This is a genomic window from Sphingobium sp. L-44 (assembly GCF_056859495.1).
This window is the reverse complement of the sequence record NZ_JBSXOQ010000077.1, coordinates 1-13,330: the sequence shown is the minus strand read 5'-3', so window position 1 is coordinate 13,330 and position 13,330 is coordinate 1. Positions and strand designations below refer to the sequence as shown.

Annotated in this window: 14 protein-coding genes and 2 pseudogenes; 14 read left to right on the top strand and 2 right to left on the bottom strand. The window is 67.6% G+C overall.

Annotated elements, in window-relative coordinates:
* Nucleotides 1–121 (top strand): annotated as a pseudogene (locus AC13EK_RS08220) (IS5/IS1182 family transposase); the annotation flags it as partial.
* A 64-nt stretch (nt 122–185) separates the two neighbouring features.
* Here the strand turns inward: AC13EK_RS08220 and AC13EK_RS08215 are convergent.
* Nucleotides 186–845: a prolyl hydroxylase family protein gene (locus AC13EK_RS08215; protein WP_069338212.1), complete on the bottom strand. Its 660-nt coding sequence runs from the start codon at nt 843–845 to the stop codon at nt 186–188.
* Between the two features lie 184 nt (nt 846–1,029).
* Here AC13EK_RS08215 and AC13EK_RS08210 point away from each other — a divergent pair, with 184 nt between their 5' ends.
* The 13 genes and pseudogenes from AC13EK_RS08210 to AC13EK_RS08150 all read left to right on the top strand — a co-directional run bounded on the left by AC13EK_RS08210 (nt 1,030) and on the right by AC13EK_RS08150 (nt 13,106).
* Entirely contained in the window at nt 1,030–1,890 is an 861-nt protein-coding gene (locus AC13EK_RS08210) for a type II secretion system protein N (protein WP_069338211.1), read from the top strand.
* A complete protein-coding gene (gene gspD, locus AC13EK_RS08205; RefSeq protein WP_277788675.1) occupies nt 1,887–4,133 on the top strand; it encodes a type II secretion system secretin GspD in 2,247 nt (748 codons plus the stop codon). The genes AC13EK_RS08210 and gspD overlap by 4 nt, the downstream gene beginning before the upstream one ends.
* A 23-nt stretch (nt 4,134–4,156) precedes the next feature.
* Nucleotides 4,157–5,671 carry a type II secretion system ATPase GspE gene (gene gspE, locus AC13EK_RS08200; protein ID WP_010336568.1) on the top strand — a complete coding sequence of 505 codons (1,515 nt, stop codon included), beginning with the start codon at nt 4,157–4,159 and terminating at the stop codon, nt 5,669–5,671.
* Nucleotides 5,664–6,881, top strand: a complete 1,218-nt coding sequence (gspF, locus tag AC13EK_RS08195; RefSeq protein ID WP_069338210.1) for a type II secretion system inner membrane protein GspF — start codon at nt 5,664–5,666, stop codon at nt 6,879–6,881. Before gspE ends, gspF begins: the two co-directional genes overlap by 8 nt.
* A gap of 11 nt (nt 6,882–6,892) precedes the next feature.
* A complete protein-coding gene (gene gspG / locus AC13EK_RS08190; RefSeq protein ID WP_069338209.1) occupies nt 6,893–7,378 on the top strand; it encodes a type II secretion system major pseudopilin GspG in 486 nt (161 codons plus the stop codon).
* 97 nt (nt 7,379–7,475) lie between these two features.
* Nucleotides 7,476–7,907: pseudogene (locus tag AC13EK_RS08185) on the top strand (GspH/FimT family pseudopilin); the annotation flags it as partial.
* 64 nt (nt 7,908–7,971) lie between these two features.
* Complete coding sequence (gene gspI / locus AC13EK_RS08180; protein WP_048937265.1) at nt 7,972–8,367, top strand: type II secretion system minor pseudopilin GspI; 396 nt, start codon at nt 7,972–7,974, stop codon at nt 8,365–8,367.
* Complete coding sequence (gene gspJ, locus AC13EK_RS08175; protein ID WP_069338207.1) at nt 8,367–9,062, top strand: type II secretion system minor pseudopilin GspJ; 696 nt, start codon at nt 8,367–8,369, stop codon at nt 9,060–9,062. The genes gspI and gspJ overlap by 1 nt, the downstream gene beginning before the upstream one ends.
* Nucleotides 9,049–10,044 carry a type II secretion system minor pseudopilin GspK gene (gene gspK / locus AC13EK_RS08170; RefSeq protein WP_069338206.1) on the top strand — a complete coding sequence of 332 codons (996 nt, stop codon included), beginning with the start codon at nt 9,049–9,051 and terminating at the stop codon, nt 10,042–10,044. The genes gspJ and gspK overlap by 14 nt, the downstream gene beginning before the upstream one ends.
* The gene (gene gspL / locus AC13EK_RS08165; RefSeq protein ID WP_069338205.1) at nt 10,041–11,159 is read left to right on the top strand and encodes a type II secretion system protein GspL; all 1,119 of its coding nucleotides are present in this window, start codon (nt 10,041–10,043) and stop codon (nt 11,157–11,159) included. Before gspK ends, gspL begins: the two co-directional genes overlap by 4 nt.
* Nucleotides 11,156–11,644, top strand: a complete 489-nt coding sequence (gene gspM / locus AC13EK_RS08160) for a type II secretion system protein GspM (RefSeq protein WP_069338204.1) — start codon at nt 11,156–11,158, stop codon at nt 11,642–11,644. Before gspL ends, gspM begins: the two co-directional genes overlap by 4 nt.
* A complete protein-coding gene (gene gspN / locus AC13EK_RS08155) occupies nt 11,641–12,363 on the top strand; it encodes a type II secretion system protein N (protein ID WP_069338203.1) in 723 nt (240 codons plus the stop codon). Before gspM ends, gspN begins: the two co-directional genes overlap by 4 nt.
* The gene (locus AC13EK_RS08150) at nt 12,360–13,106 is read left to right on the top strand and encodes a prepilin peptidase (RefSeq protein ID WP_069338202.1); all 747 of its coding nucleotides are present in this window, start codon (nt 12,360–12,362) and stop codon (nt 13,104–13,106) included. Before gspN ends, AC13EK_RS08150 begins: the two co-directional genes overlap by 4 nt.
* Nucleotides 13,107–13,194: 88 nt before the next feature.
* On the opposite strand, the gene AC13EK_RS08145 is transcribed toward AC13EK_RS08150, so the two are convergent.
* Nucleotides 13,195–13,330 (bottom strand): transposase (locus AC13EK_RS08145; RefSeq protein ID WP_483022157.1); only part of this gene is annotated, 136 nt, incomplete at its 5' end.

The following is a 13,330-nucleotide window of genomic DNA, read 5'->3' as shown; positions in this document are numbered from 1 at the left end:
CGGATGGATGACCCGATGGCGCCGTCTGGTCCGCGACTACGAAAAGCGCATCGACGTCTCACAGGCGATGATCCTCGTCGCCATGGGTGGAAACCTACTACGCCGAAACGCTCATCCCTGATTTTCCAAACGGACTCTAACCACTCAGGGCGGCTGTAATATGTGCGCCGCCTGGGGCGTCGCCTTCAGCCCCAGGGGCGTTCGCGATACCATTTGGTGATGACATGCTTGACGCCGCTGCGGACCTTCATGCCGTGGTGGATGCTGGCGGGGTTGAAGCGATCCGGGGTGATGCGGTTGTTCCAGGCGAGCAGCTTGCCGGTTTCGGGTTGCACCGTCTTGCCGATCTTCGTGAAGCGGGTGGCGCCACCGGCGGCCGGTTCGTTGAGATAGACCATCAAGGTCCAGGTGCGGTTACCCGCGACCGCGCAGAATTTGTCATAGTCCGCGCCCTTGGGCTCGAAATAATCGGTATGCGCCTTGAATTCCTGGCCGACGCTGTAGCGCTGGCCCTGGATCGGTTCGCCATATTGGGTGGCGATGCCGGCGAAGCTGTCGAGCCGGGCGTTGATGGCGGCGACGAACGGGTCGCCATGGTCTAGGTCGCAGGTCTCGCTGGTGCGGAAATAGCCGTCGCCATTGGCGTCGGCGATGGTCGAGGGGCGACGGTCCGCATCGATCCGCGCGATCACCTGCGCGCATTCGTCAAGACTCAGGAAATCACGCTGGATGAAGAGGGTGAGATCCTTGCTGGGCACCCGCTGGACGCGTGGATGGCTGGCGATCCAGGCCGGGTCGGCGTCAGGGGCGGCGGGCGGTGACAGGATCGGGTCGGACGAGGTCATGGTTATTTCCGCGAATGACGGCGCTACAGGCCGGTTTCCGTGGCTCTAGCTATCGTTGACCCTGCGAAATGCAAGCATCGTCGCGGCCCCATTGCTACCTGTCATATTATGGTAACATAAACGTCATCTGGCAGTAAGAAGAGTTGCCTAGCAGGCGGGCGAACCAAGGGGGACATTTCGGCTCATGCGTGTGCCGTTCGGCGACAAGTTGCAAGGGTGGCGGCGCTATGCGCGGCCGGTCGACTGGCTGGGGCTGGTCGAGAAGCTGTTGCTGGCCGTGCTGGCATTGCAGCTGGCCCGGCTGGTGTGGTTGTTGCTGACGCCGGTCGGCGCCTTCGGCCCTTGGGAAGGGCGCCAGGCGCAGGTGCTTTCGGCCAGTGCGCGGCAGGCGCTGTTCGCCAGTTTCGATCCCTTTTTCCGCACCGGCGCGCCGCAGGCGGGCAATGGCGTCGTCACCTCGCTGGCGCTGACGCTCTATGGCGTGCGGCTGAACGAGGGGACGGGGCAGGGATCGGCGATCCTGGCGACGCCTGACGGCATCCAGAACAGCTATGCCGTGGGCGACGAGATCATGCCGGGCGTGGTGCTGAAGGCGGTGTTCTTCGATCATGTGACCATCGATCGCGGCGGGGCGGAGGAGCAGGTGTTCCTCGACCAGTCGCAGCCGGCGTCGGCGGCCGGCGGACCGGCCGGTGGGCCGGGCGGCGCGCCCGAGGGGGATATGGCGCCGGGCGAGGGCGCGCCCTCGCCGGTGCCGGGCCGCGATGCGCCGAGCGCCGATGCGGTGAAGCGCGACATCGGCTTTTCCCCGCGCACCCAGAATGGCCGGGTGACCGGGCTGGTGCTGAGCCCCAAGGGGCCGGGCTTTCAAAATGCCGGTTTCCAAGCCGGTGACATCGTGACCCAGATCAACGGCCAGCCGATCGGATCGGCCGGTGACCTGGCATCATTGCAGAACCAGATCGTGCCCGGCGCACGCCTGTCCCTGACCGTGGAGCGCGGCGCCGTCACCGTGCCGATCAACCTGATATTGCAAGGCCAATGACCAGACATATCCTTAAATATTCCGCCGCCCTCGCGCTGGTCCTGGCTGCCCCGGTCCCCGGCCATGCGCAACAGACGCTGAATGTGCGCGATGCCGATATCCGCGCCTTCATCCAGGATGCCGCGCGCGTCACCGGCCGCACCTTCATCATCGACAACCGGGTGCAGGGCAAGGTGTCGGTGGTGACCGACCGGCCGCTGTCCAAGTCGGAATATTTCGAGATCGTGCTGTCGACGCTGCGCGCCAATGGGCTGGTCGCGGTGCCGGCACCCGGTGGCGCCTATCGCATCCAGCCGGCGGACGGCGCGGCGGGCCAGCCCAGCGCGGTGGGCCGGGCGGCAACCCGCAACAGCTTCGTCACCGAAGTCTTCCGCCTGCGCTCGGTCGACGCGGCAAGCGTGCTGGAAACGCTGCGCCCGCTGATCAGCAAGGAAGGCACGGTCACGGCCAATCGCGCCGGTAACAGCATCGTCGTCGCCGACTATGCCGACAATGTCGCGCGCATCCGTCAGGTGATTGCGCGGGTCGATCGCGACACCAGCTCGACCCAGATGGTGATGCTGAAAAATGCCGGAGCGCGCGAGATCGCGACATCGCTGCAGGCACTGGTGCAGAGTGGCGGCGGCGAGAATGGCGCGCCGGCGGCCGCCAGCGTGGTGCCGATCGACAGCAGCAATGCGATTGCCATTCGCGGCGATGTGAACACCGTCACGCGCCTCGCCAATATGGCGCGCGAGCTGGACCGTCAGGCCGCGAGCGGCACGGAAATCCGCGTCTATTGGCTGGAGCATGCCGATGCGGAGAAGCTGTTGCCGGTGTTGCAGCAGCTGATCGGCCAGTCGAGCAGCTCGCCCGTCACCTCCTCGGTCCCGGCGGCCGGTGCCAGCGGCGGCGCTGGCGGCGGCGCGGCTCCGGCCAGCGCAGCGGCGGCACCGGTCGCGGCGGCCTCCAGCGGATCGAGCGGCAGCGGCATTTCGACCCGCGGCCCGGCGATCGTCACCCGCTATGAAGGCGCCAATGCGATCATCGTCGCCGCCAACAGCGACGTGCAGCGCATGCTGGGCGAGACCATCCGCCAGATCGATACCCGCCGCGAGCAGGTGCTGGTGGAGGCAATCATCGTCGAGATCAGCGATGCGGCGGCCAAGAAGCTGGGCGTGCAGTTCCTGCTCGGCAGCACGTCGACCGGCTTTGCCGCGACCAATTACAGCAATGCCTCGCCCAGCCTGATCACCATTGCCGGTGCCTATGGCGCGACCAAGCTGGGCACCACCAAGACGACGGTGGTGGCGGCCGACGGCACGACCACGACGACCGAGACGCAGACCAACAGCGACCTGGCCAGCAGCCTGACCCAGGCGGCGGTCGACAGTCTGGCCAGTGCGACCGGCATCGTCGGGGGCCTGGGTACGCAGATCGGCAAGAACGGCATTTTCGGCGCGATCATCAATGCGGTGAAGTCGGATACCGAGAGTAACCTGCTTTCCACGCCGTCGGTGATGACGCTGGACAATCAGAAGGCGTCGATCCTGGTCGGCCAGCAGGTGCCGGTGACCACCGGCGAGGCGCTGAGCCAGAATTTCGACAACCAGTTCCGCACCGTTCAGCGCCAGGATGTCGGCATCAAGCTGGAGGTGAAGCCGCAGATCAACACCGGCGGCGCGATCAAGCTGTTCCTGAAGCAGGAAGTGTCGAGCGTGGCCGGCCCGGTCAGCAATTCGAGCAGCGACCTGATCATCAACAAGCGCGAGATCGAGACCACGGTCACGGTCGATGACGGCGAAATCCTGGCGCTGGGCGGCCTGCTGGACGATAATGAGCGCAAGACGATCGAGCGTATCCCGCTGTTGTCCGACATTCCGGGCATTGGCGAACTGTTCAAGTCGCGCAGCAAGAGCCGGACCAAGACCAATCTGATGGTCTTCATCCGCCCGACCATCCTGCGCACCAAGGAAGATGCGCAGCGCCTGACACAGCAGCGCTATGGCTATGTGCGCGGCATGCAGTTGCAGCGCAGCCCCGACAGCGAGCCGACCATCGACGAGCTGGTGCGCGACTATATGGGTGCGCAGCCGCCGATCGCGCCACAGCCCGGCGACATGACGGTCGAGCCGCAGGCCGGTGCCGCCGCGCCGGCGACATCGCCGGCACCGGCACAGGTCCAGGTCATCGAACCCACGGTGCGGCAGTCGAGCGGCGTCGTCCGCCCGGTCGACCTGCCACCAAGCGGAGAGCAGAAGTGAGCGAACAGGAGCATGTGACGGTAATGCCGTCGGTTCTTCCGCCACGGCCCGTCGACATCCCCTATGGCTTTGCCCGCAAGCATGGCGTGGTGATGCTGCCGCAGGATGGCGAGCGACTGTCGATCGCGGTGCGCGAGGGCAGCGATCCGCGCGTGCTGCTGGAGGTGCGCCGTCATCTCGCCCGCAGCTTTGATGTGCGCTTTGTCGAGGCGCCGCAGTTCGACCGGCATCTGTCCGATCATTATGCGATGGAGGGCAGCGCCGCCGCCATGGCTGGGTCGATCGACGTCGGCGCGGATGAACTGGACATATTGGCCGCCGATATTCCGACCGCCGACGATCTGCTCGACAGCGCGGACGACGCGCCGGCGATCCGCCTGATCAACGGCATCATTGCCGAAGCCGCCCGCCAGGGCGTGTCGGACATTCATATCGAACCCTATGAGACGGGGCTGATCGTGCGGATGCGCGTGGATGGCGTGCTGCGCGAGACGCTGCGCATGCCGCCGCATGTCGCGCCGGTGGTTGTCAGCCGCATCAAGGTGATGGCGCGGCTCGACATTGCCGAACGGCGCGTGCCGCAGGATGGCCGCATCGGCCTGACGCTGGGCGGCAAGCTGCTCGACGTGCGCGTCTCGACCCTGCCGAGCCGGGCGGGCGAACGGGTGGTGCTGCGTATCCTGGACAAGGAAAATGCCGGCATCACGCTCGACCTGCTGGGCATGACCGGCGCGCCCGATCGCATCTTCCGCGAGGGGCTGAGCGAGCCCAACGGCATCATCCTGGTCACCGGGCCGACCGGTTCGGGCAAGACCACGACGCTCTATGCCGGCCTGCGCAACCTGAACGATGGCAGCCGCAACATTCTGACCGTCGAAGACCCGGTCGAATATGCGATGGAGGGCGTCGGCCAGACCCAGGTCAATGCCAAGGTCGGCCTGACCTTTGCCGCCGGGCTGCGCGCGATCCTGCGCCAGGACCCCGATGTCGTGATGGTCGGCGAAATCCGCGACCGCGAGACCGCCGAGATCGCGGTGCAGGCGTCGCTGACCGGCCATCTCGTGCTGTCGACCGTCCATACCAATGATGCGGTCGGCGCAATCACCCGTATGCGCGACATGCGGGTCGAACCCTTCCTGCTCGCCTCCACGCTGCGCGCCGTCGTCGCCCAGCGGCTGGTGCGGCGGCTGTGCCAGCATTGCCGCGAGCCGGTGCAGGCCGACAAGTCGGCAAGCGCGCTGCTGGGCTTCGACCCCGGCACGATCATCTACCGGGCGCGTGGCTGCGACGAATGCAATGGCACCGGCTACAAGGGCCGGATCGGCGTGTTCGAGGCGATCCGCGTCGACGACACGATCCGCCGCCTGATCAACGATGGCGGCGACGAGTCGCTGATCGCCCGCCATGCCTTCCTCAATGCGCCGAACCTGGGGTCGGCTGCGCGCGCGCTGGTGCGCGACGGCCAGACCACGGCCGAGGAAGCGATCCGCGTGTCGCGCCGCGATGCGACCGAGGTGGAAACCATTGCCGATGGCTGATTTCGACTATGTCGCGATCGACCCGGCGGGCAAGGAACGCAAGGGCAGCGTCAAGGCGGACAGCCTGGACGAGGCGCGGGTAAAGCTGGATGCGCGCAAGCTGTTCGTCGTCCGGCTGGAGCCGGGCGCGGTGTCGGTCGCGCGCAAGCGGGCTGGCCTGTCGCTGCGCGCGCCCAAGCTGTCGGCCAAGGAGCTGACGCTTTTTACCCGGCAGTTGTCGACCCTGATCCAGGTGAGCCCGCTGGAGGAATCGCTGCGCACCATCAGCCGGCAGAGCGAGCAGGATCATGTCCGCGCGATCGTGGGCAAGGTCCATTCGGGTGTGCTGGAGGGACGGCGGCTGGCCGATGCGCTGGGCGCGGAGCCGAAAAGCTTTCCCGCCCTCTATCGCGCGATGGTGTCGGCCGGCGAAAGCTCGGGTAGCCTGCCGACCATCATGGAGCGTCTGTCGGAACTGATGGAGCGGCAGGCGATCATGCGCTCCAAGGTGCTGACCGCGATCGCCTATCCTTCCGTGCTGGCGACCTTTGCCGTGTTCGTGGTCGCGGCGCTGATGATCTTCGTCGTGCCCAAGGTGGTTGAGCAGTTCGACACGGTGGGGCAGCAATTGCCGTTGCTCACGCGCATGGTGATGGGCATTTCCGCCTTTCTGGCGGGCTATTGGTGGTTGTTGCTGATCCTGATCGGGCTTGGCGCCTTCGGCTTCTGGCGCGCGCTCAAGATCGACAGCTTCCGCTTTCGCTTCGACGCGATGCTGCTGGGCCTGCCGGTGCTGGGCCGGCTGATCCGCGACCTGCACGCCGCGCGGATGGCGCGTACGCTCTCGACCATGGTGGCGAGCCGGCTGCCGCTGATGGAGGGGCTGTCGCTGACCGCGAACACGGTGCACAATCGGGTGCTGCGTAAGGCGTCGGACGAGATTGTCGAGGCGATCCGGGGCGGTGGCAGCCTGTCGGCGGCGTTGAAGCGGGCAGGGGTGTTTCCCCCGCTGCTGGTCTATCTGGCGGCGAGCGGCGAGAGTGCTGGGCGGCTCGACACGATGCTGGAGCGCGCGGCCGATTATCTGGAGCGCGAGTTCGACGCCTTCACCTCGGCCGCGCTCGCGATGCTGGAGCCGATCATCATCATATTGATGGGCGGCATCGTCGCCGTCATCATCCTGTCCATCCTGCTGCCGATCCTGCAGCTGCAAAGCCTGACCGGGGCTTGAAGGAGTAGAATATGCTGAAGTTGAACAAGATCCGGGCCGCGCTGATCGAACGGGAGGCGCAGCTTGCCGCGCGCCGTTCCGCCGAACACGGCTTCACGCTGGTCGAACTGATGGTCGTCATCGTCATCATCGGCCTGCTGGCGACGATCGTGGCGATCAACGTCATTCCTGCAACCGATACCGCCCGCGTCGAAAAGGCCAAGGCGGATATTTCGACCATCGAACAGGCGCTGGAGCAATATCGCCTCGACAACCTGACCTACCCGGCCGCGTCGGACGGGCTGCAGGCGCTGCTCAACCCGCCCGCCTCGCTGGCGCAGCCGCAGCGCTACCGCCGGGGCGGCTATATCAAGAAGCTGCCGCAGGACCCGTGGGGCCGCGCCTATATCTACACCGTGCCGGGCAAGAAGGGCGCGTTCGACATCAGCTCGCTGGGCGCCGATGGCCAGCCGGGCGGCGAGAATGAGAATGCGGACATCTATTCCAGCGAAATGTGATGGCGCACGTCGAGCGGAGCGAGGTGCCTCGCTCTGCTCGGCAGGGGGCTTCGACAGGCTCAGCCCGAACGGTGGTGAGGCATCGGCTCCGCCACGCAACGGCTTTACCCTCATAGAACTGATGGTCGTGCTGACGATCATCGGCTTCATTTCGGCTGCCGTGGTGATCGCCATTCCAGATCCGCGCGGCCGGATCGTTGACGATGCCGACCGCTTTGCCGCGCGCGTTGCCGCCGCGCGCGACGAAGCGGTCGTTACCGCGCGCCCGATGGGCGTGTGGGTCTCGGCCTCGGGCTACGGCTTCCAGCGCCGTGAGGGCAGCCAATGGGTGCCGATGGAGGAAAAGCCCTTCGTCAGCGCCAACTGGAAGACCGGCACGCGGGCGCTGGTGGGCCAGGACGGCCGCCAACAGATTGCCTTTGACGGCACTGGCCTGCCCACCGATCCGCTGACCATCACCCTGGCGCGCGAGGCGGAGCGGGTGCAGGTCAGCGTCGACATGGCCGGAAAGGTCGCGGTCGGTGGCTGATCGGCGAAGCGAAAACGGTGCCGCGCCTTCGTCGCGTTCCGCCCAACAGGGCTTCACGTCTTCTATGCGTTCCGCCCAGCAGGGCTTCACGTCTTTGAGGCGTTCCGCCGAACACGGCTTCACGCTGCTCGAAATGCTGGTTGCGCTGGCGGTGTTCAGCCTGGCGGCTTTGGCGCTGGTGCGGTTGCAGGGGGTGACGCTGCGCACCGCCGCCGATCTCGACAGCAAGGCGTTGGGCCAGATCGTCGCCCGCAACCTGATGGTCGAGGTGCAGAGCGATGTGGCCCCGCCCTCGGTCGGCGAGGAGGATGGCGAGGTCGAGAATGGCGGTCGCCGCTGGCACTGGACCCGCACCGTCAAGGCGACCGAGGACAAGCGCCTGTTGCAGGTCGATCTGGTGGTCGATGGCCAGCCGGGCGCCTCGCCGGTGGTGCTCAGCTTCCTGCGGGAGGTGGAGTGATGAGGCCGGAGAAGCCGGAAGGCGGACGGGGTGAACAAGGTTTTACGGCTTTGGAGCGTTCCGCCCAACAGGGCTTCACGCTGATCGAGCTGCTCGTCGCGCTGATGATCTTTGCGATGCTGGCGGCGGCGGGCGTGCTGTTGCTGGGCAATAGCGTGTCGGCGCAGGCGCAGGTCAAGGCGCGGCTGGACGACATGGCGGCGATCCAGCGGGCCGCGGGGGCGTTGTCGGCCGATCTTGGCCAGGCGGTGCCGCGCATCAGCCGCACCGAGGCGGGGACGCTGGCGCCGGCCTTCTGGGCGCATCGCGATGGCGAGGAGCAGCCGGTGATGCAGTTCGTGCGCGGCGGATGGGATAATCTGGGCGACCTGCCCCGACCGTCCTTGCAGAAAGTCGAATATTGGGTGCGGCAGGGCCGGCTGGAACGGCGCGGCTATGCCCAGATCGACGGAGCTGCGGGCGACGAGCCGGCGGCGCTGCTCGACCATGTCGAGGAGGTGACGCTCCGCTTCCGCGACGTAGAGGGCAAGTGGGGCGAGGACTGGACGCCGGGCCAGCCCGACCTGATGCCGCGCGCGGTGGAGATGGTGGTCAAGCGCACCGGCGAGCCGCCGGTCACGCTGCGCTTCCTGGTGGCGCCCGGTCCCAAAGAAGCGCCGCTTGACGATCAGGAGGCGTCCAATGCGGCGGCCTGATCCCAACCGGCCCGAAGAGCGCGGCGCGGCGCTGCTGACCGTATTGCTGCTGGTCGCGGTGATGGCGGTGGTGGCGGCCACGGCGCTGGAGCGGGTGGCGCTGGCGACGCGGATGACCGGCAATGGCGGCGCGGTCGATCAGGGGCGGGCCTTTGCCGATGCGGGCATGGTGATCGCGCGCCTCAAGATCGGCGATCTGGTCGCGGCCAGCCCCGGCAAGACGACGCTGGCGGGCAACTGGATGGGCACGCCGCAGGCGATCCCGGTGCCCGGCGGCATGGCGACGGCGCGGGTGACCGACGGCAGCAACTGCTTCAACCTCAACAGCGTGGTCGCCGGCAATAATGAGAACAGCCTGAAGGTGCGCCCGGTGGCGGTTTCGCAGTTTCAGGCGCTGTTGCAGGCGCTGGGCGTCGATGTGCGCCAGGCGCAGGTCGCCGCCGCCTCGCTCGCCGACTGGATCGATACCGACAGCGTGCCCCAGCCGGCTGGGGCGGAGGATGAGACCTATGCCCGCGCGGCGCGGCCCTATCGCACCGCCAACCGCTTCATGGTCGACGCCAGCGAGCTGCGGGCGGTGAACGGCATCACGCCGGCGGTCTATGATCTGGTCCGGCCGTGGGTCTGCGCGCTGCCGGTATCAGACATGTCGCCGATCAATATCAACACCTTGCTGCCCGATCAGGCACCCCTGTTCGCGATGTTGCTGCCGGGGCAGTTGAGCGTGGCGCAGGCACGGCAATTGCTGGCGCAACGGCCGGCGGAAGGCTACGGCAGCATACCGCAATTCTGGCAGGCACCCTCTCTGGTCGGGCTCAGTCCGCTCACCGAGGTGGCCGAGCAGGTCAAGTTGACGACGGGATTTTTCAGAGTGGACGTGTCGGTGAATGTAGGGGGAACGCAAGTGGTGGAGCGCGGGCTGATCGATGCCCGGCAACCGCCGATCCGGCTGGTGCGGCGCGATTGGGGGGTGGGCGCATGAGTTCGGCCGATGCCCTGATCATTGCGCTGCCCGAGGGGGCGGAGGACGCGCCGACATGGATGCGGGTGGTGGATGGTGCGATCGTCCAGACCGGCGCCGGTGCCAACTGGCTGGCCGCCTGTGGCCTGGCCGCGCTGCCCGACAAGGCGCGGGTGATGCTGGTGCCGCCGGCCGCGCTGGTGGCGCTGCACTGGGTGTCGCACCCCGACCTGCCGGCGCGGCAGGGGCGGGCGGCGGCGCGGCTGGGCGCGCTGGCCGGCGCCATCCTGCCGTCCGACCAGTTGTTCGCCGCCGCCGACGAGAATGACGATCCGGCCCGCCCGCATATCGTGGCGGTCGCGGCGCGCAGCGACATGCAGCATTGGCTGCTCTGGGCGCAGCATCATGGGCTGGACCCGGACATCATCGTGCCGGCGGCGCTGCTGCTCCCGGAAAATGAGGTTGGTTTCGTATCCGGAACGATTGGCGGGGCGCTGGTGTTGCGCGGCGCGGACATGGCGCTGACCGCCGACATGGCGCTGCCCGAACTGATCGGCGACGCGCCGGTGCGGGAGGTTGGGGCGGACGAGATCGAAGCGCGGCTGGTGGCGGCGCTCGACACGCCGCCGATCGACCTGCGCCAGGGCGATTTCGCCAAGCGGGTGCGGCGGCAGATCGACACGCGGGCGCTGGGCCGGATCGCGATCTGGTGCGGCCTGATCCTGCTGGCCAGCCTGCTCATCAGCCTGGTGACGCTGGTGCGGCAGAATGTCGCCGCCAGCCAGGTCGATGGCGAGAGCCTGGCGCTGGCGCGGCAGGTGTTGCCGGAGGCTTCGGACGTGATGCAGGTCGAGGCGGAGATGGACCGGCAGCTCGCCGCGCGCGGGGCCGGGGCCTATGCCTTCACCGCGCCGGTCGCCGGCCTGATGAGCGCGATGCAGGATGCGCCGGGCGTGTCGCTGACGTCGCTGTCGCGCGATCCCGACGGCATGCTGCGCGCGACGCTGGCCGCCGCCAAGGCGGATGACATCAACATCGTGCTGCTGGCGCTGCAGGCGGCCGGTTACACGATCACGGCGACCCCGTCCCAGGATCCGGGCGGGCGCACGCTGGCAGATATTACGGTGCGGTCATGATGGACAGGATGAAAGCCTATTGGATCGAGCGGTCGCCGCGCGAGCAATGGATGCTGGGCGTGATGTTCGCGCTGCTGGCAGTGGTCATATTGTGGCTGGGCGTGGCGCGGCCGCTGACCCATGCGCAGCGGTCCGCCCGCGATGCCCTGCGCGAAGCGACCGATCGCAACGCGGCGATCCGCGCCAAGGTGAAGCTGCTGAAGCATCTGCCGCGCAGGCCCGCGCCGACCGGCCCGAGCATCCCGATCGAACAATTTGTCGGCCAGAGCGCGGGCGAGGCCGGGCTGACGCTGGAACGGGCGCAGCCGCAGGGCAATGACCGGATGGAGATCGCCATCGCCTCGGTCCGCCCGGTGGCGATGATGAGCTGGATTGCGGGGCTGGAGGCGCAGGGGCTGCGTGTCGAGACGATGAGCGCGCGGCCCTCGCCGACCGCAGGCAGCGTGTCGGTGCAGGCGGTGCTGGTGCGCGGAGGCGGCCAATGAAGGGGCTGATCCTGTCGCGCCGGATGCGCATCATCCTGATCGCGCTGTTCATATTCGGCCTGATCCTCTTCATTCCGATGCGCGTCGCATTGGGGCTGGCGCAGCTCGACCGGCTGGGCCTGGCCGCGCGCGAGATACGCGGCAGCGTGTGGAGCGGACGGATCGACCAGCTGATGCTCGGCGAAATGCCGATGGGGTCGGTGCGCGCCGGCCTGTCGCCGCTATCGTTGCTGGTCGGCCGGGCGCGGTTCGACATTGCCCGCCATCGCGGCCAGCCCGACGACATCCAGGGGGCGCTGACCGTCGGGCTCGACCGGATCGGCATCGATGACGTGACCGGTTCGGTGCCGCTGGGCCGCACCTTCGCGCCGCTGCCGGTCAGCGGGCTGATGATGGAGGATGTCAGCGGCTATTATCGCGGCGATGTCTGCGGCCATGCCGAAGGCCGAGTGCGGGCGCGGATGGCGACGCAGATTGCCGGGCTGAACCTGTCGCAGGGGTTGTCGGGCACGGTCGCCTGCGATGGTGACGCGCTGCTGCTGCCGCTGGTCAGCCAGTCGGGCATGGAAAAGATCAATCTGCGTATCTGGCGGTCGGGTCGCTATGTCGCTGAAATGCGGGTGGAAACCGCCGACCCGGCGCTTGCCGGGACACTGGGCCAGGCGGGCTTCGCCACGGTCGGCAACGCCTATGTGCTGAAGGTCGAAGGGACGTTGTGATCGATCCCTTGGCGGCCCTGATCGGCGCGGTCGCGGGTGCGATCGCGGGCAGTTTCCTTGCCACCCTGATCCTGCGCTGGCCGCAGGGGCGGGGCGTGATGCGCGGCCGGTCGGCCTGCGACGGTTGTGGCCGGCTACTGGGGCCGATCGACCTGGTGCCGATGCTGAGCGCGCTGGTGCAGCGCGGCCACTGCCGGACCTGCGGCGCGGCGATCGATCCGCTCCATGGCCGGGTGGAGGCGGGCTGCGCCATCATCGGCGCGCTGGCGCTGGGTTTCGTGCCCGATCTGGGCGGCATCGGCTGGGCGCTGCTCGGCTGGCTGCTGCTGACCCTGGCGCTACTGGACTGGCGCCATTTCTGGCTGCCCGATGCGCTGACCCTGCCGCTGGCCTTCTTCGGCTTTACCCTGGGGCTTTGGACCACCGATGTCGCGCTGGTCGACCGGGTGATCGGCGCGGCAACGGGTTATCTGGGGCTGCTGGCGATCGCGCTCGGCTATCGCGCGCTGCGCGGGCGCGAAGGGCTGGGGCTGGGCGACGCCAAGCTGCTCGGCGCGATCGGCGCCTGGCTGGGCTGGCAGGCGCTGCCCTTCATCCTGCTGATCGCCGCCTCGCTGGGGCTGGCGGGGGCGCTGGTTGCGCTGGCGCTGGGCCGGGCGGTGCAGGGGCAGAGCCGGGTGCCGTTGGGGACTTTGCTGGCGATTGCGACGCTGCCAGGCTGGATCGTGCGAGGGTTGATCTAGGGACGATAGACATTCAGATGATGACGTGACGAAAATGGTGGTTTTCCGTGGTTCGGAGCGCAGCGTACTTAGGGTCAGGACTCGTTGATCAAAGCCAAAAGATGACGGTGGCAGCGGGGGCGATGGCGGAGAAGAAGGCTGTCGGGCATCGATCGTAGCGGGTAGCAACCCGGCGCCAATCCTTGAGGCGTCCGAACATGATCTCGATGCGGTTGCGCCGTTTG

Bases quoted from the DNA above. Each gene is read 5' to 3' on its own strand.
- AC13EK_RS08215 (WP_069338212.1), bottom strand. From the start codon at position 845: ATGACCTCGTCCGACCCGATCCTGTCACCGCCCGCCGCCCCTGACGCC.
- AC13EK_RS08210 (WP_069338211.1), top strand. From the start codon at position 1,030: ATGCGTGTGCCGTTCGGCGACAAGTTGCAAGGGTGGCGGCGCTATGCG.
- gspD (WP_277788675.1), top strand. From the start codon at position 1,887: ATGACCAGACATATCCTTAAATATTCCGCCGCCCTCGCGCTGGTCCTG.
- gspE (WP_010336568.1), top strand. From the start codon at position 4,157: ATGCCGTCGGTTCTTCCGCCACGGCCCGTCGACATCCCCTATGGCTTT.
- gspF (WP_069338210.1), top strand. From the start codon at position 5,664: ATGGCTGATTTCGACTATGTCGCGATCGACCCGGCGGGCAAGGAACGC.
- gspG (WP_069338209.1), top strand. From the start codon at position 6,893: ATGCTGAAGTTGAACAAGATCCGGGCCGCGCTGATCGAACGGGAGGCG.
- gspI (WP_048937265.1), top strand. From the start codon at position 7,972: ATGCGTTCCGCCCAGCAGGGCTTCACGTCTTTGAGGCGTTCCGCCGAA.
- gspJ (WP_069338207.1), top strand. From the start codon at position 8,367: ATGAGGCCGGAGAAGCCGGAAGGCGGACGGGGTGAACAAGGTTTTACG.
- gspK (WP_069338206.1), top strand. From the start codon at position 9,049: ATGCGGCGGCCTGATCCCAACCGGCCCGAAGAGCGCGGCGCGGCGCTG.
- gspL (WP_069338205.1), top strand. From the start codon at position 10,041: ATGAGTTCGGCCGATGCCCTGATCATTGCGCTGCCCGAGGGGGCGGAG.
- gspM (WP_069338204.1), top strand. From the start codon at position 11,156: ATGATGGACAGGATGAAAGCCTATTGGATCGAGCGGTCGCCGCGCGAG.
- gspN (WP_069338203.1), top strand. From the start codon at position 11,641: ATGAAGGGGCTGATCCTGTCGCGCCGGATGCGCATCATCCTGATCGCG.